This is a genomic window from Actinomadura sp. KC06 (assembly GCF_004348735.1).
GTDB lineage: Bacteria > Actinomycetota > Actinomycetes > Streptosporangiales > Streptosporangiaceae > Spirillospora.
The window spans coordinates 12,396-36,819 of record NZ_SMKT01000054.1 but is presented as its reverse complement, the minus strand read 5'-3'; the positions used below and the strand labels follow the sequence as shown (position 1 = coordinate 36,819).

21 protein-coding genes are annotated in these 24,424 nt (G+C 68.9%); 17 read left to right on the top strand and 4 right to left on the bottom strand.

All coding sequences use genetic code 11. From position 1 onward, the window contains the following. Nucleotides 1-1,192: 1,192 nt before the first annotated feature. Nucleotides 1,193-3,577, bottom strand: a complete 2,385-nt coding sequence (locus E1287_RS18975; RefSeq protein ID WP_131966296.1) for a VIT domain-containing protein — start codon at nucleotides 3,575-3,577, stop codon at nucleotides 1,193-1,195. An 11-nt stretch (nucleotides 3,578-3,588) separates the two neighbouring features. Then, nucleotides 3,589-4,635 carry a MerR family transcriptional regulator gene (locus E1287_RS45720; RefSeq protein ID WP_243719186.1) on the bottom strand — a complete coding sequence of 349 codons (1,047 nt, stop codon included), beginning with the start codon at nucleotides 4,633-4,635 and terminating at the stop codon, nucleotides 3,589-3,591. Nucleotides 4,636-4,777: 142 nt separating this feature from the next. Between E1287_RS45720 and E1287_RS18965 the strand changes: the two genes are divergently transcribed. The 3 genes from E1287_RS18965 (at nucleotide 4,778) to E1287_RS18945 (ending at nucleotide 8,972) form a co-directional block, all read left to right on the top strand. After that, the gene (locus E1287_RS18965) at nucleotides 4,778-5,533 is read left to right on the top strand and encodes a nuclease-related domain-containing protein (protein ID WP_131966295.1); all 756 of its coding nucleotides are present in this window, start codon (nucleotides 4,778-4,780) and stop codon (nucleotides 5,531-5,533) included. A 232-nt stretch (nucleotides 5,534-5,765) separates the two neighbouring features. Next, nucleotides 5,766-7,592 (top strand): sigma-70 family RNA polymerase sigma factor, encoded by a 1,827-nt coding sequence (locus E1287_RS43830; RefSeq protein ID WP_207934304.1) that lies wholly within the window; start codon nucleotides 5,766-5,768, stop codon nucleotides 7,590-7,592. Nucleotides 7,593-7,697: 105 nt separating this feature from the next. Beyond that, nucleotides 7,698-8,972 (top strand): NlpC/P60 family protein, encoded by a 1,275-nt coding sequence (locus E1287_RS18945; RefSeq protein WP_131966291.1) that lies wholly within the window; start codon nucleotides 7,698-7,700, stop codon nucleotides 8,970-8,972. A gap of 220 nt (nucleotides 8,973-9,192) precedes the next feature. Here the strand turns inward: E1287_RS18945 and E1287_RS18940 are convergent, their stop codons facing one another. After that, complete coding sequence (locus tag E1287_RS18940) at nucleotides 9,193-9,684, bottom strand: inorganic diphosphatase (RefSeq protein ID WP_131966290.1); 492 nt, start codon at nucleotides 9,682-9,684, stop codon at nucleotides 9,193-9,195. A gap of 108 nt (nucleotides 9,685-9,792) precedes the next feature. Here E1287_RS18940 and dacB point away from each other — a divergent pair, with 108 nt between their 5' ends. The 11 genes from dacB (at nucleotide 9,793) to E1287_RS18885 (ending at nucleotide 20,356) form a co-directional block, all read left to right on the top strand. Further along, nucleotides 9,793-11,220: a D-alanyl-D-alanine carboxypeptidase/D-alanyl-D-alanine-endopeptidase gene (gene dacB, locus E1287_RS18935; RefSeq protein ID WP_279505583.1), complete on the top strand. Its 1,428-nt coding sequence runs from the start codon at nucleotides 9,793-9,795 to the stop codon at nucleotides 11,218-11,220. Nucleotides 11,221-11,364: 144 nt separating this feature from the next. Beyond that, nucleotides 11,365-12,474 (top strand): zinc-dependent metalloprotease, encoded by a 1,110-nt coding sequence (locus tag E1287_RS18930; protein ID WP_131966309.1) that lies wholly within the window; start codon nucleotides 11,365-11,367, stop codon nucleotides 12,472-12,474. A gap of 60 nt (nucleotides 12,475-12,534) precedes the next feature. Beyond that, on the top strand, nucleotides 12,535-13,560 hold the full coding sequence (gene tilS, locus E1287_RS18925) for a tRNA lysidine(34) synthetase TilS (RefSeq protein WP_131966289.1): 1,026 nt from the start codon (nucleotides 12,535-12,537) through the stop codon (nucleotides 13,558-13,560). 126 nt (nucleotides 13,561-13,686) lie between these two features. Then, nucleotides 13,687-14,247: a hypoxanthine phosphoribosyltransferase gene (gene hpt / locus E1287_RS18920; protein WP_131966288.1), complete on the top strand. Its 561-nt coding sequence runs from the start codon at nucleotides 13,687-13,689 to the stop codon at nucleotides 14,245-14,247. A gap of 325 nt (nucleotides 14,248-14,572) precedes the next feature. Beyond that, a complete protein-coding gene (gene ftsH, locus E1287_RS18915) occupies nucleotides 14,573-16,576 on the top strand; it encodes an ATP-dependent zinc metalloprotease FtsH (RefSeq protein WP_131966287.1) in 2,004 nt (667 codons plus the stop codon). 185 nt (nucleotides 16,577-16,761) lie between these two features. After that, nucleotides 16,762-17,349 carry a GTP cyclohydrolase I FolE gene (gene folE, locus E1287_RS18910; RefSeq protein WP_131966308.1) on the top strand — a complete coding sequence of 196 codons (588 nt, stop codon included), beginning with the start codon at nucleotides 16,762-16,764 and terminating at the stop codon, nucleotides 17,347-17,349. Between the two features lie 197 nt (nucleotides 17,350-17,546). Next, nucleotides 17,547-18,470, top strand: a complete 924-nt coding sequence (folP, locus tag E1287_RS18905; RefSeq protein ID WP_131966286.1) for a dihydropteroate synthase — start codon at nucleotides 17,547-17,549, stop codon at nucleotides 18,468-18,470. Beyond that, nucleotides 18,467-18,904: a nuclear transport factor 2 family protein gene (locus E1287_RS18900; RefSeq protein WP_131966285.1), complete on the top strand. Its 438-nt coding sequence runs from the start codon at nucleotides 18,467-18,469 to the stop codon at nucleotides 18,902-18,904. Before folP ends, E1287_RS18900 begins: the two co-directional genes overlap by 4 nt. Next, on the top strand, nucleotides 18,901-19,266 hold the full coding sequence (gene folB, locus E1287_RS18895) for a dihydroneopterin aldolase (protein WP_131966284.1): 366 nt from the start codon (nucleotides 18,901-18,903) through the stop codon (nucleotides 19,264-19,266). Before E1287_RS18900 ends, folB begins: the two co-directional genes overlap by 4 nt. Then, a complete protein-coding gene (gene folK, locus E1287_RS18890; protein ID WP_131966283.1) occupies nucleotides 19,263-19,850 on the top strand; it encodes a 2-amino-4-hydroxy-6-hydroxymethyldihydropteridine diphosphokinase in 588 nt (195 codons plus the stop codon). The genes folB and folK overlap by 4 nt, the downstream gene beginning before the upstream one ends. A gap of 14 nt (nucleotides 19,851-19,864) precedes the next feature. Next, a complete protein-coding gene (locus tag E1287_RS18885; RefSeq protein WP_347813979.1) occupies nucleotides 19,865-20,356 on the top strand; it encodes a DUF3180 domain-containing protein in 492 nt (163 codons plus the stop codon). Between the two features lie 40 nt (nucleotides 20,357-20,396). Here the strand turns inward: E1287_RS18885 and E1287_RS18880 are convergent, their stop codons facing one another. Beyond that, the gene (locus tag E1287_RS18880; protein WP_131966281.1) at nucleotides 20,397-21,545 is read right to left on the bottom strand and encodes an NADH-quinone oxidoreductase subunit D; all 1,149 of its coding nucleotides are present in this window, start codon (nucleotides 21,543-21,545) and stop codon (nucleotides 20,397-20,399) included. A gap of 412 nt (nucleotides 21,546-21,957) precedes the next feature. Here E1287_RS18880 and E1287_RS45715 point away from each other — a divergent pair, with 412 nt between their 5' ends. From E1287_RS45715 to E1287_RS18865, 3 genes are all read left to right on the top strand, one after another. Continuing rightward, entirely contained in the window at nucleotides 21,958-22,305 is a 348-nt protein-coding gene (locus E1287_RS45715; protein WP_243719182.1) for a PH domain-containing protein, read from the top strand. A 512-nt stretch (nucleotides 22,306-22,817) separates the two neighbouring features. Then, the gene (locus E1287_RS18870) at nucleotides 22,818-23,960 is read left to right on the top strand and encodes a PH domain-containing protein (protein ID WP_243719180.1); all 1,143 of its coding nucleotides are present in this window, start codon (nucleotides 22,818-22,820) and stop codon (nucleotides 23,958-23,960) included. 131 nt (nucleotides 23,961-24,091) lie between these two features. Continuing rightward, entirely contained in the window at nucleotides 24,092-24,406 is a 315-nt protein-coding gene (locus E1287_RS18865; protein WP_131966278.1) for a hypothetical protein, read from the top strand. Nucleotides 24,407-24,424 lie beyond the last annotated feature (18 nt).

Here is a 24,424-nt window from a genome sequence, read left to right as displayed (position 1 = left end):
TTGCCCGCGCATCTCTGACGGGCGTGCTGAATCAAGACCTCTCAGAACGACTCCTCCTGAACTCCTCGATCAATTCGGTCTCTTTGCGCTGCGGAGCCAGGGCTCGCGGTGGACTAGCGCCTGGACTGCGCGGCCCGCGTGCGATCTCGGCGGCCTGGACGCCGAGGTCGCTGGATCCTGCGTGACGCACCACCGGCTGCGTGACATCCCGATCATTTGGCGCGCGGGCGAGCTGCCGCTGCGGCCGAGTTAGTGCCTGGCCTGCGCGGAGCGCGTGTGGTCTCGGTGGCTTGGACGCGGAGGTCGCTGGATTCTGCGTGGTGCGCCACTGGCTGCACCGCACCTCGAACAAGGGCGCGCGGTCGAGCTGCCGCTGCGGTCGAGCTGGCGCCTGGCCTGCGCGGAGCGCGTGTGGTCTCGGTGGCTCGGACGCCGAGGTCGCTGGATCTCGCGCGCAGTGCGCCACCGGCTGCACGACCGACCCGAGCCAAGGCGCGCGGGCGTACTGCCGCTGCGGTCGGCCCGCGCGCCGGTGCTCGTCGTCCCACGGAGGCGCACGACCACCGCACGGGGGCGATGCCCACCGCACGGGGGCGATGGCCACTGCACGGGGCCGATGGACGGCAGCGCGATGCCCACTGCACGGGGGCGCATGGCCACTACACGGGGGGCATGGCTGACGCCGCGTCGGAGCCCATCACCGTTGACCGGCAACTAGGAGGGGGGCGGCTGCGGGAGTCGCCTTCCTCAGTGGCGCGGCGTCGTGTCGAGAGTGGCGCGGCGTCGTGTCGAGGGCCCGGCACGTCGCTGTGCCTGCGCACGCTTGCCAGCGCGTGCCACGGTGCGGGACGGCGCGTTCCGTGGGGCACGGCGTGCACCCCAGCGCAGCCAGCCGACGGGAGCCGAGTGCCCCTTCGGGCGCGGCACCTCCGCCGGTGCCTGGCGGGCGGCGGGAGCCCGTGTGCCCGACTCGGGGCCTGATTCCTTGACGTCGTGGAACGAGGCCGGACTAGACCCGTTCGTCTGCGTCCGCGCACACGCAGGACGAGGCGGTCCTCTCACGCCGCCTGTGGGTTCCGCTCGCTCCCTTCTGTGGGTTCTCGGTGCGCGGGCCTTGTGGTCTGCGCTCGGCGGTGTGGTGAGCCGTGGTGTTCCGCATAGCCCCCGGGCCGGGGCTATGCGGGATTGGTGATTAGGGGTTGCGCTTCCAGAAGGGGCGGCGGGGTGCGGGGGCTCCGGTGTAGTCGCTGAGGACCTGGAGTGCGCGGGTCCATAGGTCGTTGACGGTGGCCTCGTCCGATGTGGGGTGCAGGCGGCGTAGGTCGTCGCGTAGGGCGGTGAGGGACGTGGTGTCGAGCTGCTGTGCCTCCATTCGCTGGATGATCGACTCGAGGATGGGGAGGAGGTCGCCCAGCAGGTGGTGCGCGCGCTGATCATGCGTGTCGGGGAGCTGGCGGAGGCGTTCGAGCACGTTGCCGAGTTCCTGCTGGAACTCGGTGGCGGCGGGAGCCGAGCGGGCGCGGCGCGGCGACACCGGGCCTCCGCCTGTGGCCGATTGCCTGTCGAGGGATCGGCTGGACCCTCGCGTAGGCGGGCCGGTGGGCGGTGCGGCGCCATACGCGAACGGCGGTGGGGATCCCGGAGCCAAGGGAGGCGCGGCGTCGGCTGCCAGGAGAGCTTCCGGGGCGGCGGCAGAGAAGGCGGCGTGCATCGTTCTCGCTGGGGCTGTGGGCGCCGCCCAACCCCTCGGCATCTCCACCGGTTGGACGACCTGGTGCGGAGTGTCGCCATCGGTCACCACCCGGCTGTCCACGGCCACGAACGCGGTGAACCGGCACAGGACGCCGAAGCGGAGCGATGTGTCGACGATGCGCTTTTCCAGGTCTTCTAGGCCGCGAGCCGCGTAGCGGTCTTCGAGGTCGCGCAAGTGTGCGCGAGCCCAGATGGACGTCGCGGCTGGATTCTTGGCGACGGTGCCTGTGGCGTGCTGCTCCCAGGCCTGTCCACCGGACGCGGTACCGCGGACGGACAGGGACCCGACCGGGGCACCGCGGAAACGCCCTGCGACGACCAGCGGCACATCGGGGAACAGCGCGCCCAGCCGGGCCGGTGCCACGGAGTCGGGGACGATCTCCAGGCCGTCGGAGCGGAGGGAGAGCCCGGTCGCGAGCGGCGCGGCGATCCGGTGATGGATGTGCTCCATCGCCTCGTCCAGGCGATCCTCGGACTCGACCAGTTCGCAGCGCCCCTGGCCGATGGCGGCGAGCCGGTTCAGGAAGCCGGCATTGACCGCCTGGTCGATGCCGACGGCGTGGACGCGGACGCCCGGCAGCCGGGGTTCGAGATGGGCGAGGAGCTGGTCTTCGTTGCCGACCTGGCCGTCGGTGATGAGGACGAGCACCCGGTCGCGCGCGGAGTCGCCGAGCAGGCGGCAGCCCTCGTCGAGCGGGGCCAGCATCTCGGTGCCGCCGCGCGGGCTCAGCGCCGACAGGTGTTCGACCGCGCGGAACCGGTTGCGGTCGGTGCCGTCCACCAGGCCGGTGCCGAGGTCGCGGGGACGTTCGATGACGGTGTCGAAGGACAGGACGGCGAATCGGTCCTCGGTGCGGAGCGTGTCGACGATGCGGGCGGCGGCGCGACGGGCGGCGACCATCTTCCAGCCCTGCATGCTGCCGGAACGGTCGAGGACGAGCACGACGTCACGGGGGCTCGGGCGGGTCTCCCCGGAGGGGAGCACGGTGAGGCTGAACGTTCCTTCTTCGCCGGATTCGTCCGGGGTCAGGGTGAGGGCCGCGCTCTCGTGCGAGGCGAAGTCGAGCCGGAGGATGAAGTCGCGGTCGAGCCGTTCGCCCGGCCGGAGCCGCACCGTGGTGCGTTCGCCGTCGCCCTCCTCGGCCACCACGTGCAACGCCGAGCGGATCTGGGTCAGCGGCAGGCCGGCGGGGTCGATGTCGACGGTGACGGCCAGCCGGACCGGGTTGGGGAAGCCGGGCAGCAGGACGGGCGGACTGATCCGGGAGGCGTCCGGCACGGCGTCGGTGTCGTCGGCGACTCCGGACCCGGCCCGCTCGCCGTCCAACGGGGCTCCCGGGATGTAGCGGGGCGCGACGACCAGCGGGAAGCGGAACGTCGCGCTGGACGCCGACTCGTGCGGCAGGGGCTGGTCGAGTGCGAGCCTGATCGTCACGCGTTCGCCCGGCAGGATGTTGCCGACCCGCATGGTGAAGACGTCCGGACGGTCTTCCTCGGCGATGGCGGCTCGCTGACCGGCGGCGATCGCGGCGTCGTAGTCCTGCCGAGCCCGGCCGCGCTCTTTCAGCGTTCCCTCGATGACCCGGTCGGCGGCCTCCATTCGCATGGCGGTGACGGCGGCGCGGTCGGGCAGCGGGAAGATGTAGGTGGCCTCCAGCGGGATGTCGTACGGGTTGCGGAACCCCTGGACGACCTCGATGCCGGCGGCGAGCCCGGTGATCGAGGCGTGCACGTCGACGGAATCGAGCGGCAGGTTGCCCTTGTCGGTGGTGAGCGCGCCCAGCCCGTGGTCGGGCTCCGATGGCGCGGTCTCGGGCAACGGCATTATGCGCACGGTCACTGGGACCTCCGAGAAGGATCGGCGTACGGGATCGCGGGGCTTTCGGCGGGGACGAGAAGACCGCGCCGGTGGAGCGTGTCGAGCAACGGGCGCGCGGCGTTCTGGATGGCGGCGAGGTCATCGCCGTTCAGCGCGGCAGCGTCCAGGAGGAGGGTGGCGCCGGGTGCAAGCCGGACCCCCTGAACGACCGGTGGCAGAGGTGCGCCGTAGTCGTCGGCCACGGTCGCTGACCTGTACGACACGTCGGGACGCGTGTTCCAGAAGGTTCCGCGGGGGGCGTCTCCGCGGTGCCCAGTCGTTTCCTCTCGGTCCGCTGGGATTTCCGGGGCGGCGGCCATGTCGTTCGCCGGTGCGTCCTTGGAGGTCCTAGGCACTGCTTCTGAGGCCGGGGAGCCTGTCGAAGCGGTGGTGAAACTGGCGGCAAGCGTGGGGTCTGTCGAATCGGTGGTGGAGCCTGAGAGATCGCCGGGGCGAGCGTCCGGCGAGGCCGCCGCCGGGTTGTTGTCGGCGGCTTCGAGGTCTGCCTGGGCCGCAGGGTCGGCTTGCTTGCCGGCAGGGTCGGCCGACGAGCCGGTGGCAGGCCCTTGGGCGTGGGGGCCCTGGTGTGCGGAGCGGTTGGGTGTGGCCGCGTGGGCGCTAGGGCGGTCGGATGGCCCGGGACGCTGCAGGGTCTCGCGGGCCGCCTCGGGCACGGGGTACGGCGTGCGGCCGGAGCCCGAGACCGGCCGGGACGGAAGCGAGGCGATTCGTTCGAGGGCCGTGTCGGTGGCGGCGGCGAGTTCGATCTGGATCTCGGCGATCGAGCGGCCGATGGCCTGGCGGCGCTTCACCGCGACCAGTTGCAGGAGATGGCGCGGTCCGTACAAGGCGGTGCGGCCGCGGCGGCCGAGGGGCGGGTCGACCAGGCCGATCGTGGTGTACCAGCGGATCAGCCGCTCGTTGGGCAGGTCGCGCACCCGGCCGCTGACCTGTGCGGATCCGTCCGCGGCGAGGGCCGCGGCGGCGCGTTCCGCCAGCTCGGTGATCGTCCAGATGCCGTCCATGGCTCAATGATGACACTGTCACGATGACAGTGTCAAGTAGATCTCAAGATCGACTCCGGAAAGTCCTTGCTGGAACCGCTGGGCTGCCGCACGCTTGAGCCTCCAGGTGCGGCTTCGGGGGCGAAGGAGAAGGGGCCTTGCGGTGCGCAGCAGCGGTGTCGGCGTTTCGCGCGCCGGGGCCTCGGCCCTGTACCGCTACCGTGCGCTTGCCGCAGAGCATCGCTGGGAACGGCGTGCGGTTCGAGCCGTGCTGGCTTGTGGCGCGGGGGTCGTCGCGGTCGGTCTGAGCGTCTGGTGGGTGGGCGTCCTAGTCGCCGTTCTCTTCTTCGTCACACACGCCGCGTACGTCAGATACCGGCCAGGCCCCATGACCAGTTGGCGTCGAGGCGCTTTGGCCGAACGGCGTACCGGTCGGAGGCTGTCGCGCCTGGATCCGGCCGGCTTTCACGTTCTGCATGACCGGGCCTTCTCGGACGATCCCGCCCCACCGACGAACCTCGATCACCTGGTGGTCGGCTTGTCCGGCATCTACGCGATAGCGAGCAGGCGGCTTCGCTGGGGCACCCGCCTGCACACCGAACAGAACCGTCTTTGGGTGGGCTCTAGGCCAGTGACCGGAACCGCCGCCGCGGCGGCGCGCGCCGCCGAAACGGTGGCCGAGTTGCTCTCCGAAGAGTTGGACCAGGACGTCCCGGTCACACCGATGGTCGTCGTACACGGGCCACGGGTCGCACGGGACGGCGTACTGCACGATGACGTGCTTTTCCATGCGGCGAGGAGCATCCCGCGAGCAATTGCAAGGGAGCCGGTCATTTACACCAGCGCGCAAGTGGCCACTATGGCGGCGGCCGCTGAGCGGCGCCTACCGCCGATGATGGAAATACTTCTTCCAGAGTGAACTTACATTTCCAAGCCCTTCGCTCTGCGTAGTGCGTTCATCGCTTACCGACATATCTTACTGGTCATCCAGTGATCTGCCCTGTCCAGACAAGGTTGGACAAACGTCGCGAACTCCACTTCTGCGACACTCTGGAAAAGTATCATCGAAGTGGAGGAATGACGTTCGGTATCTGTGTTTGATCCCTTGAATTGGCCGGTAAATAGCGCTCGCAGCCCTTACCTTCTATGGGATGGACGACCATCTCCTGGTCGAGGCACTGCGTGAGCACGACGCCGATGCCCCTGGCGCGATGTACGACGCTCATGCCGACCGCCTCTACGCCTACTGCTGGTTCCAGTTGCGTTGCAGGGACGCCGCGCAGGTGGCGCTGCGCGACACGTTCGTCGTGGCTGAGGCGCACATCGGCAAGCTGCGCGACCCGGACCGGTTCGGGCCTTGGCTCTACGCCCTAGCCAGGCTGGAATGCGCACGGCGAATGCCGCCCAGAGACCAGGCACCGGACGTGCCGGTGGCCAGCCATGACCAGGAGGACGTCGACCAGCGCATCATGGCCTGGCAGGCGGTTCTGGCGCTGCGGCCCACCTCGCGGGAGATTCTGGAACTGAGGGTCAGGCACCAACTGTCCGTTCCCGACCTCGCCGCCGTGTTCGACGTGCCGCTGAAGGACGCCCAGACGGCGCTCGAGCGCGCGCACGCCGAGCTGGAAGAGGCGTTGATCGCCGAGATACTCGCGCACCAGGGTCCGTACGGTTGCGCCCAGCGTGCCCGGCTGCTGCGGGAACGGCGCGGCGAGTTCGACCATGACCTGAACGGCCGGCTGATGAAGCACGCGGAGGACTGCTCCGTCTGCGGAGCCTTCCGTCCACGCACGGTGTCGGCCGCCAAGGTGTACGGGCTGCTGCCGGACGCTGACCTTGCGCCCGAACTCCGGCTCCGGGTCATGAGCTGCTTCCTGGACCCGGAACTCGTCGGCTACAGGCTCTTCGTCGCCACCAGGGTCACCGAGTTCACCGCCGACGGATTCCCACTCCAGTCCAAACAACCGGCGGGTTCGCTCAGGACGTCGGGTCCGAGGGCGCTCTTCTGGCTCCGTCGCTTCCGCAGAACGGACTCCCAGCCGAAGACGTCCTTGCCCGAGGAAGGCGACTCCGGGTCGACCGGCCTTGGGGCCTATGCCGTTCGTGTGGTCCTGCTGCTCACGGCGGTAGCCCTTATTGCCGGGGGTGGGGTCGCTTCCATCTACGGGCTCTTCGACACAGGCCAAGGTGAAGCGAACAACGTCGCCGGTCCGCGTCCGACTGTGGTTCCTGGGGCTTCGCAGGAGTTGGGTTCAGGACGACCGTCCGCGGACCGTCCGGATGCTTCCGCCCACCTGGACGTCGCTCCCGTGTCCGCCACGTTCCCCTTGGGTTCGCGGGTATCGTCGGCACCGCCGACCGCCCTGCCGACACCGTCGGAAGGGCCGTCCAGCCCCAGCGACGAACAGAGGGGTTCCTCAGCGAAGGGCGCGCTGGCAGCCTCGCCGCTCTTCCTGGACCTGGCAGGAGGCGCGGACGGTGCCGTAGAGCTGCGCGCAGAGGGCGGACCGGTGTCATGGCAAGCCAAGACCCATGCACCTCTGCGAGTCGATCCCATGTCGGGACATCTGGATGCCGGCCAGAGCGTGATCGTGCGCGTACACGTCTCACGCCAGCCGAACTCCCATGGGAACGGCATCATCACGTTCTTCCCAGGAAGGAAACAGGTGCACGTCACCTGGCGACCCGGCGCTCAGGACCCGGGTCCGTCACCTTCGCCTACGCCGACGGGTTCCGGCCCTGGGAAACCGTCTACTCCGCCAGGGACTCAGCGGCCGACCAGTCCGCCGCCCTCTAGGCCCAAGCCGCCGTCGTCCAGGCCCCCGTCTTCCGACCCGCCACCGTCCAAGCCGCCGTCGTCTCCGGAGCCGTCGCCCTCCGCGCCGCCGCCCAGCGGACCTGACCCGTCTCCGTCCACGGAGCCGTCCTCGCCGAGCAGGTCTGCCGCTCCCGGTACGAGCACGACGTCCAGTTCCTGATCGGCGGGGCGGGGTGGGCGGACGTACCTGCCATTGCCCGAGTCAACTACTCCTCGTAAGGAATTGTTTGCGCTAAGCTATACATTCCTGGGGGAGGACGTGCGCATGGCATCTGGCGCAACCAAGCCCCGTCGCGCGATCCCGTCCTCCCTCCGCGGTGCAGCACTGCCGCTGATCGCCTTCTCCGCGAGCCTCGCGCTCGGCGTGAGCATGCAGGCACCGGCCGCTTCCGCCTGGGCCATCCCCGCCGACCCTGGCCCCAGCGCAAGCGACGTTGAACGGAGCCAGGACCGAGTCAAGGAAAGGGCCGCCGAGGTCGGACGGACGAAGGCCATGCTCGCCCAAGCGGACGGCGAACTGCACCGGCTCGCCGTCGCCGCAGAGGTCGCGATAGAGCGCTACAACGGAGAGCGGCTCAAACTGCAGCGATCACAGCAGGCGTACAGGGACACCCAGGCGCGACTGGCCGCGGCCGACCGAAGGCTAGAGGAGACGCGAGCCGAACTGGCGTCGTTCGCTGCGCAGGCTTACCGCAGCCACGCCGGCCACAACCAGATGGCAGCGGCACTTACCGGCAGAGGTGGCCCCCAAGGCTCCATGGACCGCGCCGCGATGGTCGAGATGCTCGCCGAACGACGGGCTGCAATGGTCGAGCGGATGGAGGCGTCTAAGAACGTCGCCGACGTGTTCCGCCGCCAGGCGCAGGCGGCATTTGCCGAGCAGAGCACAGCGACGAAACGCGCCGATGAGGCTAGGCAGGCCGCGCAGGACGCGGTGGCCAGGCAGCAAGCGTCCGTGCAGCGCATCGAGGCGGAGAAGCGCCGTCTTGAGCGTCGGCTTGGGAGAGCTCAGGCGCATGCTGCGCGGGTCAAGCGCGCGCGGGAACGGGCATTGGAGAAGGCCGAGACACGCAAGGTTCGTTCCGAATTCACCGGTTCAAAACGTCCTGTCACGGGCCTGCCCTCGACGGCGGCGCGCGGTGCCGTCGCAGTGCGAGCGGCACTCAAGTGGCTCGGCACCCCGTACTCCTGGGGCGGGGGCACCGTGGCAGGCCCGAGCTACGGAGTCGCGCAGGGGGCGGGAACGGTCGGCTTCGACTGCTCTGGCTTGGCGATGTACGCCTGGCACAAGGCCGGTGTACAGCTCGACCACTGGACGGGTACACAGTGGACGTCAGGACCCCACGTCCCCATCAACGAACTGCCCCCCGGTGACCTCGTCTTCTTCGCGACCGACACGTCCGATCCCGGCACTATCCACCACGTGGGCATCTACCTTCGCAAGGGCCGGATGGTCGAGGCGCCCTACACCGGTGAACGAGTGCGCATATCCAGCATCTACCGAGGCGACCTGATCGGCGCGACCCGTCCCGCCTCCTGAGGCCGCGCATACGTCCGCGGCCCGCGCCACCACGCAGGGCCTAGCCGAGACTGAGGTCCGATGGAAGACGAGAACCCTTCCGCAGGGGTTTCCGTGCGGAAGGGTTCTCGCAGTCGTGTCACATCGGCGCGGGAGCGGATTCGGCACCGGTTGACCACGTCCGGCTTGGCGCAGCCGGGTCGGTCTTGGAGGTCGGCAGACGCAGACAGCCTGGCGGCGCTCAGTGGCCGCCCAGGTCCGCCGCGCGCTTGAGGGAGCGCTCGATCTCCTGCTCGGCCTCGACGCGTCCGACCCAGCTGGCGCCCTCGACGGACTTGCCGGGCTCCAGGTCCTTGTAGACCTCGAAGAAGTGCTGGATCTCCAAGCGGTCGAACTCGGCGACGTGGTGGATGTCGCGCAGGTGCTCCATGCGGGGGTCGGTCGCGGGCACGCACAGGACCTTGTCGTCACCACCGGCCTCGTCGGTCATCCGGAACATCCCCACCGCGCGGCAGCGGATGAGGCAGCCGGGGAACGTCGGCTCCTGCAGCAGCACCAGTGCGTCCAGGGGGTCGCCGTCCTCGCCGAGGGTGTGTTCGACGAACCCGTAGTCGGCCGGGTACTGCGTCGAGGTGAACAGCATGCGGTCGAGCCGGATGCGCCCGGTCTCGTGGTCCACCTCGTACTTGTTCCGCTGGCCCTTCGGGATCTCAATGGTGACGTCGAAATCCAAGATGTCCTCCGCTCCCTGCGCGCGCGCAGTGAATAGTCTTTCGGGAGCCCGTGGGCGAGGCCGTCCCCACAGGTGAGTGTTTCCCTTATATAAGGATGTCGCACGTTGGTGAGTGCTGAGTGGGAGAGGGGCGGTCACGTCCCTGGACGGGCCGGTGCCCTCGCAGTCCTGTCGCTGTGCCTCCTTAACGTTTTCGCCCTCGCCGCCGGGTCGGCAGTGGTGAAACTCACACCTGACCGGCGGCTGACCCCGCAGCCGCCCAGCGTGGCCGTTCGCGACCTCGTGCGGGCGCCCGCGTCGGCGGCGCTCTCCGCGCCCGCCCTCGCGGACGGACGGCCTCCGAACGCGTCCGCCCTGGCCGGACGGCTCTCGGCGCTGATCGGCGGGCCGCGCGCGAAGATCAGCGCGGTGGTCGTCGACGTGGCGACCCGCCGGCCCCTGTTCGAGTGGCGCGCCGACCGGCCCGCGACACCGGCGTCGACCACGAAACTGGTGACGTCGGTGGCGGCACTGGCCTCGGTCGGGCCCGCGCACAGGATCACCACGCAGGTCGTGCGGGGTGCCGGTGGCGGGATCGTACTGGTCGGAGGCGGAGATCCGACATTGACGGTCCTTCCGGCGCGTCCTGACGCGGGCCATCCGCCCTATGCGTCCCTCTTGGACCTGGCCAGGCAGACGGCCACCGCGCTGAAGGCGTCCGGTGTAGGACGGGTGCGCGTTGACTACGACACGTCCGCCTACCAGGGGCCTCGTATAGCAGCGGGATGGAAGCCCAACTATGTGCCTGATGGGGAGGTCGCGCCCGTCACTGCACTGGCAGTTGATGAAGGACGGGTGGCTCCCTCTGACCCAGAGAAGAAGACGCGGGTCGCCGATCCGGCGGCCGCTGCCGCGCAGCAGTTCACGCGGTTGCTTTCCAAGTACGGGGTCAGCGCGAAGGTGGGGCGCAGCACCGTCGCGCAGAAGGGGGCGGTGCGGCTCGGCGCCGTCCAGTCACCGCCGATGTCCGCGCTGGTGGAGCACCTGCTGACCGAGAGCGACAACGACGTGGCTGAGGCGGTGGCCAGGCAGGTCGCCATGAAGCTGGGCCGTCCGGCGACGTTCGCGGACGCTGCGCAGGCCGTCCAGCAGGTCATCGCCAAGCTTGGCGTCGCGCAGGGGGTTTTGGTCAACGACGGCAGCGGTTTGTCTACGCGCAACCGCATCTCGCCTATCGCACTGGCCCATCTCGTCTCGATCGCCGCAGGCGACAAGCACCCGAAGCTCCGTTCTGCCATCACCGGCCTGCCGATCGCCGGTTTTTCCGGGACGCTCAGCCCGCCGCGCTACACCGCCGCGGTCAGCCGGGCCGGCGCGGGCATGGTGCGCGCCAAGACGGGCACCCTGGCGGGCGTCAGCACGCTCGCCGGGCTTGCGTACGACGTCGACGGCCGCTTGCTCGCTTTCGCCCTCATGGCAGGGGACGGTAAGGGACCAGTCGATCCAGGAAAGCTCGACCAGTTGGCGGCGGCCATCGCGTCCTGCGGCTGTGGCTGACCGCCCTAACCGACACCTGGTGGTTTGGGGCGGAGTGTGGGCGGGTCCGTACGGGAGATAACCAGAACAGTTGTTCGTTGAACGACTGTGCAGGGCGCTCCGGCGCCGCGTCCGAAACGTACGGTGGAGTACATGAGCGCCTCAATGATCGACTGGAACGTGGCGGTCCAGGCCGGGACCCGGCTCGTCAGGCCGGGGCCGCAGGTCAGCCACGCCGAGGCCCGCGAGGTCGTGGCGGAGCTGCGCGAGCTGTCGAAGATCGCCCACGGGCATGTCCGGGACTTCACCGGCATGGCCTCCGAGCTCGATCCCGACCCGGCGACCGTCGTGGACAGGCCCGGCTGGATCCGGGCGAACGTCGACGGTTTCCGCGTGGTGCTCGAACCGCTCATGGAGCAGATGTCCGAGCGGCGCGGCCCCGGGGCGCTCGGCGGCGCGGGCAACGTCGTCGTCCAGGCCGTGGGCTCCCGGGTCACCGGAATGCAGGTCGGCGCGATCCTCGCCTACATGGCCAGCCGCGTCCTCGGCCAGTACGAGCTGTTCCTGCCACCGGACCCGTCCGGGCGTGCGCCGACAGGACGGCTGACTCTGGTCGCGCCCAACATCGTGCACGTCGAGCAGGAGCTCGGCGTGGACTCACATGACTTCCGCCTATGGGTGTGCCTGCATGAGGAGACGCATCGCGCCCAATTCACCGGGGTTTCGTGGCTGCGCGAGTACGTGCAGGACCAGATGACCCAGTTCCTGCTTGCGTCCGACCTGGACCCGGGCGTCATGCTGGACCGCATCCGCGACGCCGCCGAAGCCGTCGCGGACGCCGTGCGCGGCGGCGACGCCAACCTCATCGACGCGATCCAGAGCCCGGAGCAGCGCGCCATCCTCGACCGTCTCACCGCGGTGATGACGCTGGTCGAAGGGCACGGCGACTACGTGATGGACGCCGTCGGCCCAGAGGTCGTGCCGTCGGTTCAGCAGATCCGGTCACGCTTCCAGGGACGGCGGGACGGCGGCTCCAAGCTCGACAAGACGATCCGGCGCCTTCTCGGCATCGACCTGAAGATGAAGCAGTACGCGGAGGGTTCGCGGTTCGTCCGCCGGGTCGTCACCGAAGTCGGCATGAGCGGTTTCAACCAGGTGTGGCAGTCCCCGGAGACGCTGCCCACGCACGACGAGATCAAGGAGCCGGCCCTGTGGATGGACCGCGTCATCGGCCCGCGCGCCCTGGACGCCCCGCCTAAGGCCAACGAAGCCTAGGAGAGGTCGAGCCGACGACGCTGCCGGGCGCAGAACGCCGCATGGTGGTAGAGGTTTCTCATGGGGCCTGATCCGGCAGTGGCGGCGGTACGTCTCGCAGTGAGGCGCGCCCTGGCCGACCTTCCGCAGGGCGGGTTGGTGGTCGCCGCATGCAGCGGCGGTGCCGACTCCCTGGCGCTCGCCGGTGCACTGGCCTTTGAAGCGCCCAGAGCGGGACGCCTGGCCGCCGGTGTCACGATCGACCACGGCCTCCAGGACGGTTCCGCAGAACGCGCCGACGCCGTCGTCCGGACCATGGCGGACCTTGGCCTTGACCCGTCCGGATCTATCGCGGTCACCGTCGACGGGCCGGGCGGCCCGGAGAACGCGGCCCGCGACGCCCGCTACGGAGCGCTGGACGAGGCCGCCGACAGGTTCGGCGCTGCGGCCGTCCTCCTAGGGCACACGCTGGACGACCAGGCCGAAACCGTCCTGCTGGGTTTGGCGCGTGGTTCCGGAGCCCGATCGCTGTCCGGCATGCCGACCGAGTTCCACCGCCCTGTCGCCACAGGCATTAGCGAGGGGGAGCGGAGCGTCCGCTATCTGAGGCCCTTGCTTGAGCTTGACCGCGCGACCATGCGGAGGGCCTGCGAAGCGATGGGGCTCGAACCCTGGGACGACCCCCACAACGTCGATCCCGCCTACGCGCGCGTGCGCGTACGCCATGAGGCCCTACCGGCGCTGGAGAAGGCTCTCGGCCCCGGCGTGACCGAAGCGCTGGCGCGCACGGCGAAGATGCTGCGCGCCGACGCGGATGCCCTAGACGAGCTCGCCGCCCAGGCTTACGACGACCTTGAGTCTCCTGAAGACGGCTCCACCGTGGCGCTCCGCCTGGAAGGGCTCGAAGAGCTGCCCAGAGCCGTCCGTACTCGTGTAATGCGGATGGCGGCGGGCAAGGCGGGAAGCCCACCAGGTACGCTCGCGGCCGTCCATGTCGATGCGGTCGATCGGCTGGTCACGGCCTGGCACGGCCAGCGGCACGTCGATCTGCCCGGGGGGCTACGAGCCGTTCGGCGGTATGGGAAGCTGCTGTTCGGCCCGGTTTGACATCGCGCCGTGTGCGAATCGTCACACGAACCTCGCACGGCGCGCCCGCTGCGTGAACGGCGAAAACGGCGCGCGGCGATGTCCGTCCCACCGGACGGGCGAGGTCTGAGCGATGAGGGTGGGGTTGTGGACGAGAAGGACCTGGGCACGGACCTGGCGAAGGTGCTCATCCCGGAGGCCGACCTGCAGGCCAAGGTGCAGGAGCTCGCGGGGCAGATCGACGCCGACTACGCGGGCAAGGACCTGCTCCTCGTCGGGGTCCTCAAGGGCGCCGTCATGATCATGGCGGATCTGGCGCGGGCGCTGCACTCGCCCGCCTCGATGGACTGGATGGCCGTGTCGTCCTACGGCTCGGGCACGAAGTCGTCAGGCGTTGTGCGCATCCTCAAGGACCTCGACACCGACATCCTCGACCGGCACGTCCTGATCGTGGAGGACATCGTCGACTCGGGCCTGACCTTGTCATGGCTGGTGAGCAACCTGCTCTCGCGCGGCCCCGCGTCGCTGGAGATCTGCGCGCTGCTGCGCAAGCCGGAGGCGGTCCGGACCGACGTCGAGGTCAGGTACGTGGGGTTCGACATCCCGAACGAGTTCGTCATCGGGTACGGGCTCGACTACTCGGAGAAGTATCGGAACCTGCCGTTCGTCGGCACGCTCGCTCCGCACGTGTACGGAGGCGGGGTTTAGCACGTCCCAGGGGCCTTCGGGGCTGCTCAGGGAACAAAGGGACCGTGACGAATCGTTGCAAAGGTCGTTGACGGGTATATGGAAGGGATGCAGGAGAACGGCGTCGGCTGCGTCTTCTGCATCCTGCGGTGTACCGTCGTTGTCCCGGGCCCTCGGGTCGGGGAGCCAGACGAGGGACAGCCGCCACGGCGGAACGGAGCCTCTGGGCACCGGGCCGTTCGTGGGACGCATTGTTGGTCGCCCCGGCGTCCGTCCCCTGGGACGGACGAGGATCGTACGCAGACGTTGGTCAGGAGGGACGGGCCCCGGAGGGGTAACCGGATAAATGGACGTGAAACGCTATTTTCGCGGGCCGCTGCTGTGGATCCTGCTGTTCGGCCTCTTGGTCGCCCTCGTCATGTGGGGCGTCAACCCCGGCCGTTCCTACGAGAAGGTCGATACCTCCAAGGTCGTCCAGGAGATCAACGCGGGGCAGGTCAAGTCCGCCAAGATCATTGACAAGGACCAGCGGATCGAGCTGACGCTCACCAACGGCAAGCAGCAGCAGGCCTCCTGGGTCGACGGCCAAGGCCTTCGCCTCCAGGAGCAACTGCAGAAGCAGGCCGATGCGGGCAAGCTGTCCGGTGGCTACAACGTCGACGTGCCGAAGCAGAGCTTCTTCCTGAACCTGTTGTTCAGCCTGCTGCCCATCGTCGTCATCGTGCTGATCTTCCTGTTCATCATGAACCAGATGCAGGGCGGCGGCTCGCGGGTGATGAACTTCGGCAAGTCCAAGGCCAAGCTCATCACCAAGGACACCCCGAAGACCACCTTCGCCGACGTGGCCGGGGCCGACGAGGCCCTGGAGGAACTGGAAGAGATCAAGGACTTCCTGCAGAACCCGGCTAAGTTCCAGTCGATCGGCGCCAAAATCCCTAAGGGCGTGCTTCTGTACGGCCCGCCCGGCACTGGTAAGACGCTGCTCGCGCGTGCGGTGGCCGGTGAGGCGGGCGTCCCGTTCTACTCGATCTCCGGTTCGGACTTCGTCGAGATGTTCGTCGGCGTGGGCGCGTCCCGTGTCCGTGACCTGTTCGAGCAGGCCAAGACCAACGCGCCCTCGATCATCTTCATCGACGAGATCGACGCCGTCGGCCGGCACCGCGGCGCGGGTCTGGGCGGCGGCCACGACGAGCGCGAGCAGACCCTGAACCAGCTGCTGGTCGAGATGGACGGGTTCGACGTCAAGGGCGGCGTGATCCTGATCGCCGCGACGAACCGTCCCGACATCCTCGACCCGGCGCTGCTGCGTCCCGGCCGGTTCGACCGCCAGGTCACCGTGGACCGCCCGGACCTGGAGGGCCGCAAGGGCATCCTGCGCGTGCACGGCCGCGGAAAGCCGTTCGCTCCGGACGTCGAGCTGGACATCATCGCGCGCCGCACCCCGGGCTTCACCGGCGCGGACCTGGCCAACGTGATCAACGAGGCGGCGCTGCTCACCGCGCGCTTCGACCGCAAGCTGATCGACATGGACACCCTGGAGGAGTCCATCGACCGCGTCATGGCCGGTCCGGAGCGCAAGACCCGCGTGATGTCGGAGAAGGAAAAGAAGATCATCGCCTATCACGAGGGTGGGCACGCTCTGGTGGCGCACGCGCTGCCGAACTCCGACCCCGTGCACAAGGTGACGATCCTTCCGCGTGGGCGGGCCCTGGGCTACACCATGACCCTCCCCATGGAGGACAAGTTCCTCACGACGCGTTCGGAGATGAACGACCAGCTCGCAATGCTGCTCGGCGGGCGCACGGCAGAGGAACTGGTGTTCCACGAGCCGACGACCGGCGCCGCCAACGACATCGAGAAGGCCAGCTCGATCGCCCGCAACATGGTGACCGAGTACGGCATGAGCGAGCGTCTGGGCGCGCGTAAGTTCGGCACCGGGCAGGGTGAGGTGTTCCTGGGCCGCGATATGGGTCACGAGCGCGACTACTCCGAGGACATCGCGTCCGCTATCGACGACGAGGTCCGCCGCTACATCGAGGCCGCGCACGACACGGCGTGGGAGATCCTCGTGGAGTACCGGGACGTCCTGGACGAGCTCGTCGTCAACCTCATGGAGAAGGAGACCCTCTCCAAGGAGATGGTGCTGCGAATCTTCGAGCCGATCCAGAAGCGGCCGCACCAGAACTCCTACACCGGCTACGGCAAGCGGCTTCCGTCCGACCGTCCGCCCATCATGACGCCCAAGGAACTGGCTCTGCTCGGTCCGCAGGACGTCACCGACCTGACCAAGAACAACGGCCAGGGCGGCGTCGCCTCGGAGGTCGCCGACCCTGCCCAGGGCGAAAGCTGACCGCGTTGGCTCATCCGCGGGACGAAGGACCGGCGCACGGCGAGCCGGGGGACGGGACACCGTCCCCCGGTGGCCCGTCCGCGGGCACTGAGCGGGACCGGTGGACGACGGGTGAAAAGACCGCGCGTCAGACGGAAAAGGCCGCGCGTGACGCCGGCCGGGCGTTCGTCGAGGGCGAGGCGCGGATCCTGGAGGAGCCGCCCGGGTTCGACCATGCCCGGATCGAGAAGGCCGTCCGGGAGATCCTGATCGGAATCGGCGAGGACCCTGAGCGCGACGGGCTCCGCGAGACACCGGCCAGGGTGGCGCGCGCGTACGCCGAGCAGTTCGCGGGCCTGCGGCAGCAGCCGGAGGACGCGCTGACGACGGTGTTCGACGCCGACCACGAAGAGATGGTCCTGGTGAAGGACATCGAGGTGTACTCCGTTTGCGAGCATCACCTGGTGCCTTTCCACGGGGTGGCCCACGTGGGTTACACCCCCAACAAAAAGGGCCAGATCACCGGTCTGTCGAAGCTGGCCCGGCTGGTGGACGTGTACGCGCGTCGCCCGCAGGTTCAGGAACGGCTGACGAGCCAGGTCGCCGACGCGCTGATGAGCGTGCTGGAGCCGCGTGGCGCGATCGTGGTGATCGAGGCCGAGCACCTGTGCATGACGATGCGCGGGGTGCGGAAACCGGGCGCGAAGACGGTGACGTCGGCGGTCCGCGGCGACTTCCGTGATCATGCCGAGACGCGGTCCGAGGCGATGAGCTTGATTCTCGGGCGTTACTGATCGTCCACCCTGCCCCAGGGGCACCGAAGGTGTGAACGGGCCTCAGCGTCGCGCTGAGGCCCGTTCCGCTGTGTCGGGCGGCGGAAGCCGGGCGTGACCGGCGGCGGATGCCGGGGCGTGGCGGGACCCGGCTGCCAGGACCTCGGGGGCGGAGGCGCCGCCCCGGCCGGGCGGGTTCAAGGCATAGGGTTGGGTGCATGACCATCGCCGTCGTTCCGGGGTTGCCCGCGCCAGGGCGCTGCCTCGTCATGGGCGTGGTCAACGTCACCCCCGATTCGTTCTCGGACGGCGGGGCCTGGTTCGACCCGGAAAAGGCCGTCGCGCATGGGCTGGACCTCGTCGCGGAGGGCGCCGACATCGTCGACGTCGGCGGCGAGTCCACGCGGCCCGGAGCGCAGCGCGTATCGAGGGACGAGGAACTGCGTCGCGTGGTCCCCGTCATAGAAGCGCTCACCAGCGAGAACGTGCCGGTCAGTGTCGACACCATGCGCGCCGAAGTTGCGGAGGCGGCGCTCGATGTGGGCGCCAAGTTGGTGAACGACGTCAGCGGTGGGCTGGCCGATCCGCAGATGCCGCAGGTCGTTGCCGCGGCAGGCGTCCCTTACGTCGTGATGCACTGGCGCGGTTACAGCCATGACATGCAGTCGCGCGCCGTCTACGAGGACGTCGTGCGAGAGGTGCGCGACGAATTGCTGAGCAGAGTCGACGCCGTCCTGGCCGAGGGCGTCGACCCGTCGATGATCGTGCTCGACCCGGGGCTCGGTTTCGGTAAGAACCCGGTTGCCGGGCACAACTGGTCGTTGCTGGCCCATCTGGACGCTTTCACTGCGCTCGGCTATCCCGTCCTGGTCGGGGCGTCCCGAAAGAACTTCCTCACCAGGCTTCTCGCAGAGCCTGATGGGACGCGCCGTCCATTTCTCGAATGCGACGACGCCACCGTGGCCGTGACGTCGCTGGTCGCCTACGCCGGTGCGTGGTGTGTGCGGGTCCACCGTGTCCGTCCCAACGCGGACGCCGTGCGTGTGGCCGCCGCTATCCGCACGGCCCGTCCCGCCGACGAAGGCAGTCCCGGGCTAGCCTCGGCCGACGATCGTGCCGACCACGGGAGCCAGCGCCCATGAGCCATGCCGTGAACCGCGCCGACGTGGACGAGGTCCACGCGGAGTTCTACGCGGCGTTCGAGGCCGGTGACTTCGACCGCATGTCCGACGTCTGGGCGGACGGCCCGTACGCCGACGGCGTCTCCTGTGTCCATCCCGGCTGGACGATGCTGCGCGGACGCGAAGAGGTGCTGCGTTCCTGGGCGCTCATCATGGCCAACACGACGTACATACAGTTCGTGCTGACCGACGTGGAAACCGACGTCTACGGCGACCACGCGGTAGTGACGTGCAAGGAGAACGTCCTCACCGCCGACGAGGACACCGAGGCCGGGTTCCTCGCAGGAGGAAGCATCGTGGCCACCAACGTGTTCGTACGGGCGGACGGAGAGTGGAGGCTTCTGCTCCACCACGGTTCCCCTGTCCTCAACGTCGCGGATGCAGAGGAAGAATGAGTCTCGATCGCATCGAGCTGCGCGGCCTAAGGGCGCGAGGGCGGCATGGATGCCTGCCCGCGGAGCGCGAACTCGGACAGGAGTTCGTGGTGGACGCGGTCCTCGGTCTCGACACCCGCCCGGCCGCCGCCGGGGACGACCTTTCACGTACCGTCGACTACGGAACGCTCGCCGGCCGCCTCGTCGCCGCCGTCGAGGGAGAACCCGTCAACCTTCTCGAAACACTGGCAGACCGGTTGGCGACAATATGTCTGGAAGATGGGACGGTCTCCGAGGTGGAGATCACCGTCCACAAGCCGAGCGCCCCGGTGCCGCACCCCTTCACGGACGTGGCCGTGAAGATCAGGAGGAGTCGCCCATGACAGCGTCCGACCGCATGCCCGACCGCACCGCCACCGGCGGCCACATGCTGGTCGAGCACCGCGTCGTCTTCTCGATCGGCAGCAACCTCGGAGACCGCCTGGACAACATCCAGGGGGCCGTGGACGCGCTGTTCGACGCACCCGGGCTGAACTTCGTGGCCTTTTCCCCCGTGTACGAGACCGCCCCGTACGCGCCCCCTGGCGAGACCCTTCCGGACCAGGGCGATTTCCTGAACATCGTGCTCATCGCCGACACGCGGTTGCCGCCGGAGAACCTGCTCGAACGCGTGCTGAACATCGAGACGTCGATGCGGCGGGAACGTGAGGTCCGCTGGGGGCCGCGCACGCTCGACATCGACATCGTCGTTTTCGGGGACGTCGCGTCCGACGACCCCGATCTGACGCTTCCGCACCCGCGTGCGCACGAGCGGGCGTTCGTGCTCGTCCCGTGGGCGGATATCGAACCGGACGTCCTGCTCCCCGGGCATGGCCGCGTCGGTGACCTCGCCCAGGCCAAACAGTCGGAGGGTGGTCCGTCGGCCGTTCGCCGCCGGGAGGACCTGGCCCTGCAGCAGCCTGCATGAAACCCTCCCGCCCCTTGTTCCTTGTCGCCCTCGTGGTCGTCGTAGCGATGATCACCTGGGCGGTGCTGCGTTCCGCCTACCTGTCGTTGCCCCCGTTGCCGTGGACGGCCGTCCCCACCTTGCTGCTGCTGGCGCTCGGTGAAGCCTTCACCGGCCTGAACGTGCTTCGCCGCCTTCGCCGCAGACCCGACGCCACTCGTCGTCCAGAAGAGCGTCGCAAGCCGCCGCCTAAGCCGCTGGACCCGATGGCGGTTGCGCGGCTCGCTGCCCTGGGCAAGGCCAGCGCGCACTCCGCAGCGGTCATCGCGGGCGTCTTCGCCGGGTTCGCCGCCAGCCTCGCGTCGTCGCTCGACAAGCCGACGCCCCGGCAGGACTTCTTCGTCAGCGGCGGGACGTTCCTCGCCGCGGTCGTGCTAGTCGCCGCAGCGTTCTTCCTGGAGTACGCGTGCCGCGTGCCCAAGGACCCGGAGGAAGAGGAACGCAACCGTGGGGCGTCCCGCGCCTGACTCTGTGCGCTCGCAGAAGGCCCGTGCTTAAGGCCGGTGCCTATTTGTCGATGTCGCCGACGACGAAGAACATCGAGCCGAGGATGGCGATCATGTCCGCGACCAGGTTGCCGGGCAGCAGTTCCTTGAGGACCTGGATGTTGTTGAACGACGCGGACCGCAGTTTCATGCGCCATGGAGTCTTCTCGCCGCGCGACACCAGGTAGTAGCCGTTGATGCCCAGCGGATTCTCCGTCCAGGCATAGGTGTGGCCCTCCGGGACCTTCAAGACCTTCGGGAGCCGCTGGTTGATGGGGCCGGGCGGGAGTTCTGCCAGGCGGTCGAGGCATGCGTCGGCGAGATCGAGGGACGCATGCACCTGGTCCAGCAGACACTCGAACCGGGCCAGGCAGTCGCCCTCAGTACGGGTGACGACGCGGACGTCCAGGTCACCGTAGGCGAGGTACGGTTCATCGCGGCGTAGGTCGAAGTCCAGCCCGGAGGCGCGTGCAATAGGGCCGGACACCCCGTATTGCAGGATCTGCTCCTGCGTGAGCACCCCGACGCCTCTCGTCCGCGCTCGGAAGATCTCGTTGCCCATGATGAGGTCGTCGATGTCGCCCATGCGGCCACGGACCTCGGACACCACTTTCCGCGCGCGCGCCGTCCAACCGGCGGGAAGCTCCTCCTTCAGCCCGCCGACCCGGTTGAACATGTAGTGCATGCGTCCACCGGAGATTTCCTCCATCACCCGCTGCAACGCCTCACGCTCACGGAACGCGTAGAAGATCGGGGTGATGGCGCCTACCTCGAGCGGGTACGAGCCCAGGAACATCAGATGGTTGAGGATCCGGTTGAGCTCGGCGAGGAGCGTTCTCGCCCATACGGCACGGGCCGGGACCTCCATGCCCAGCATCCTCTCGGCGGCGAGGACGACGCCCAGTTCGCTGGAGAACGCCGACAACCAGTCGTGCCGGTTGGCGAGCACGACGATCTGCCGGAAGTCCCGGACCTCGAAGAGCTTCTCCGCTCCCCGGTGCATGTAGCCGATGATGGGTTCGGCCGCCGAGATACGTTCGCCGTCCAAGGTGAGCCTCAGCCGGAGCACGCCGTGCGTGGACGGATGCTGGGGGCCGATGTTCAAAGTCATGTCCTCGGTGGCGAGCTCCTTGGCGCCCGCACCGATTCCGACGATCCGTTCGGTGGTCATGGTCGCGTCTCCGCCGCTCCGGTCACCGCTTCATGGTCGCATGGCGAGCGGTACTCGTTATCCGATTGACTAGGAGGCAATGAACGCGAGCCACGGCGAACCGCCATTCGAGCCCGCCGCGAACTCTGGAGCCCAGGGCGCGGCACATCCGCCCCTGCCTTCGGGCCCAGGGCACGGCGGACAACCGCCGAATCCTCCCGGTCAAGGCCAGGTACCGGCACACTACTCGCCGGACCAGAATCGGCCGTCCGGGCAGCCCGTCTACAGAGCGGACCAGGCGTTCGCGGCCGGCGGCGGCCTGCATTGGTCGCCCATCTCGAAACGCCATGCCCTGCACAGGCTTCTCACCGCCGTCCTCTGGGCGATTCCGGTGGGCGGTGTTGGTGCGTTCATCGTCTGGAGGAACGGTGGCGTGGTCCCGGCCGCCATGTGGGTCGCCGCCGTCGGGTTCGGGGCCGTCCTCACCTGGCTGATGGCCGAACTCGACCGCCGGGCCTACGGCTACGCCGAGCGTGCGGACGACCTCATCGTCACCCACGGGGTTTTGGTCAAGCGGCTCATCGTCGTCCCGTACGGGCGGATGCAGTTCGTGGACGTCACTGCAGGACTCCTGGAGCGGTGGATGGGCATCGCCACCGTCCGGATGCACACCGCAGCCGCTGCCACGGACGCCACCATCCCGGGCCTGCCCGCCTCTGAGGCCGCCCAACTGCGCGACCGCCTCGCCCAGAAGGGCGAGGAACGGAGCATGGGTCTATGAGCGGCCCCTACGGCCCACCAGGCCCTTACGGACGGCCTGGACAACCCGGACCGTACGGTCCGGCAGGTCAGCCTGGCCCCTATGGTCCATCGGGTCAGCCCGGTCCCTACGGTCCGCCAGGGCGGCCCGGCCCGTATGGGCCGCCAGGGCAGCCCGGCCCGTATGGGCCGCCAGGGCAGCCCGGCCCGTATGGGCCGCCAGGGCAGCCCGGCCCGTATGGGCCGCCGAATGGCGGCCCGCCCTATGGGGGACGTCCACCTCACGGTCCTCCGCCCGGCCAGCCTTACGGACCGCCTCGTCCGCCTTACGGCTACAGCCCACCGCCGGGCTCTCGTCCACCGATCCGGTTCTCCGAGGGAACGCACAGGCTTCACTGGGCGACGGCACCACTGCGCGCCTTCATTTTCCTCATCATCTACTTCGTCCTACTCGGTTTTCCTCTGCTGCTGAGCCAGACGGATGACGGCATAACGCTGGAGCTCACTCCGGTAGTGGTTACCAGGTTCCTCATCGTGAGCATCCCTATGGGGCTGATCGCAGTAGGAACGGGCCTCTGGACGTGGCTTGCCGTACGTTTCCGCGTTGACGGTGACGACCTGGTCGTTGAGACCGGTCTGCTCCGCAAGAACAGGCGTCGAATCCCGCTTTCGCGCATCCAGGCCATAGATCTCGTCCGCCCCCTGGTAACGCGCGTGTTCGCCCTTGCCGAAGTGCGCGTGGAACTAGCAGGCGGTGCGCACAGCGAGATCGCGCTCCGCTATCTGGGACGGCATTCCGCCCTGCAATTGCGCGCTGAACTCCTAGCACGCGCGGCCGGGCTGCCCGGCCACACGCCCGAGGCGCCCGAACGTCACCTGTGGCGCGTTCCGTTCGGCGCACTGCTGGGGTCGCTGGTCGTGCGGTTGCCCGTCCTTGGGACGGTCCTGCTCTTCTTCGCGTCCCTGCTGTTCCTGGTGATGTACACGGAGGGCGGCATCCTGGCGGTCACCATCCCCGTCCTGCTCGCGCTCATCCGCGCCGTGATCGCGCCCCTCGTGATGTACGCCAATTTCACGGTCGCCATGTCACCGGACGGGATCCGGCTCCGCTACGGCCTCCTGGAGACCCGGATGCAGACGCTCCCTCCGGGACGCGTCCAGGCCATCAGCATCGTCGAACCGGCGATCTGGCGCTCCATGGGCTGGGCCCGCGTCGAGGTCACCGTCGCCGGGTACGCGGGTGAGCGTCAGGCGTTGTCGTCGACCCTCCTGCCCGTGGCGCCCCGGCACGTTGCCATGCATCTCGTCTCGCAGGTGTTCCCCGGAACCCAAGTTGACGCGGTGCCTCTCGTTCCCGCGTCGTCCAAGGCAGTGGCGATCGACCGTGCGGAGGGCGCCGGCACAGACGACGTCGTCTTCGTGACCCGGCACGGCTGGCCCTGCCGTCGCACGGACGTGATCGCACATGCGCGCGCGCAGAGCGTCCGGCTCACCATGAACCCGTTCCAGCGCCTCTTCGGACTGGCCACCGTCCACGTCGACGCGCCTCCCGGCCCGGTGCAGGTCGCCGCGACCGACCGCGAACTGGGCGAGGCCCGCGCCATCGTGGAATCGACCGCCCGCCGCGCCCTGGCCGCCCGCCGAGCCGGTGGAGACCCGGCCCGCTGGGCCCGCTGACCCCCTTTATCCACAGAATCTCGTTCTACTTCCGGGCCGGTCCGCGCTCGTCGAACATGGATCCCGGTCGGCCCGTCCGCTGGGGGGAGGGCGGGCCGACCGCCCACCATCGGAACCACCGGGAGTAGCGAATGATCGCGCAGCTTGCAGACGGCTCGCCCGCTGGGCGTCAGCGGGCGCCCATGTCGCTCGGGCATCGGCAGGGCGACATCAAATCCGAGACCGTGCGTAGCCGCACAAGGCCGACCCTCCCGCTGGAGGACGAGTGGGCTGCGGCGCGTTCGGAGATGACCGACCAGATCCGCGTGCGTCCGCGGGTGGGCGTGCATCGACCCCATTTCAACCGAGACGCCGAGCGTATGCCGACGTTATCGGCGCACTTGGAACGTCGGCGCCGCCATTTCACGGTGGCCTGCGGCCGAAAGGTGTGGCCGGGAAGTGCGTGAGATGCGAATATCGTCAGA

Excerpts from the sequence above, each read along its gene's own strand:
- E1287_RS18975 (WP_131966296.1), bottom strand. The coding sequence starts at position 3,577 with ATGCCGTTGCCCGAGACCGCGCCATCGGAGCCCGACCACGGGCTGGGC.
- E1287_RS45720 (WP_243719186.1), bottom strand. The coding sequence starts at position 4,635 with ATGGACGGCATCTGGACGATCACCGAGCTGGCGGAACGCGCCGCCGCG.
- E1287_RS43830 (WP_207934304.1), top strand. The coding sequence starts at position 5,766 with ATGGACGACCATCTCCTGGTCGAGGCACTGCGTGAGCACGACGCCGAT.
- E1287_RS18945 (WP_131966291.1), top strand. The coding sequence starts at position 7,698 with ATGGCATCTGGCGCAACCAAGCCCCGTCGCGCGATCCCGTCCTCCCTC.
- E1287_RS18930 (WP_131966309.1), top strand. The coding sequence starts at position 11,365 with ATGATCGACTGGAACGTGGCGGTCCAGGCCGGGACCCGGCTCGTCAGG.
- tilS (WP_131966289.1), top strand. The coding sequence starts at position 12,535 with ATGGGGCCTGATCCGGCAGTGGCGGCGGTACGTCTCGCAGTGAGGCGC.
- ftsH (WP_131966287.1), top strand. The coding sequence starts at position 14,573 with ATGGACGTGAAACGCTATTTTCGCGGGCCGCTGCTGTGGATCCTGCTG.
- folP (WP_131966286.1), top strand. The coding sequence starts at position 17,547 with ATGACCATCGCCGTCGTTCCGGGGTTGCCCGCGCCAGGGCGCTGCCTC.
- E1287_RS18900 (WP_131966285.1), top strand. The coding sequence starts at position 18,467 with ATGAGCCATGCCGTGAACCGCGCCGACGTGGACGAGGTCCACGCGGAG.
- folB (WP_131966284.1), top strand. The coding sequence starts at position 18,901 with ATGAGTCTCGATCGCATCGAGCTGCGCGGCCTAAGGGCGCGAGGGCGG.
- folK (WP_131966283.1), top strand. The coding sequence starts at position 19,263 with ATGACAGCGTCCGACCGCATGCCCGACCGCACCGCCACCGGCGGCCAC.
- E1287_RS18880 (WP_131966281.1), bottom strand. The coding sequence starts at position 21,545 with ATGACCACCGAACGGATCGTCGGAATCGGTGCGGGCGCCAAGGAGCTC.
- E1287_RS18865 (WP_131966278.1), top strand. The coding sequence starts at position 24,092 with ATGATCGCGCAGCTTGCAGACGGCTCGCCCGCTGGGCGTCAGCGGGCG.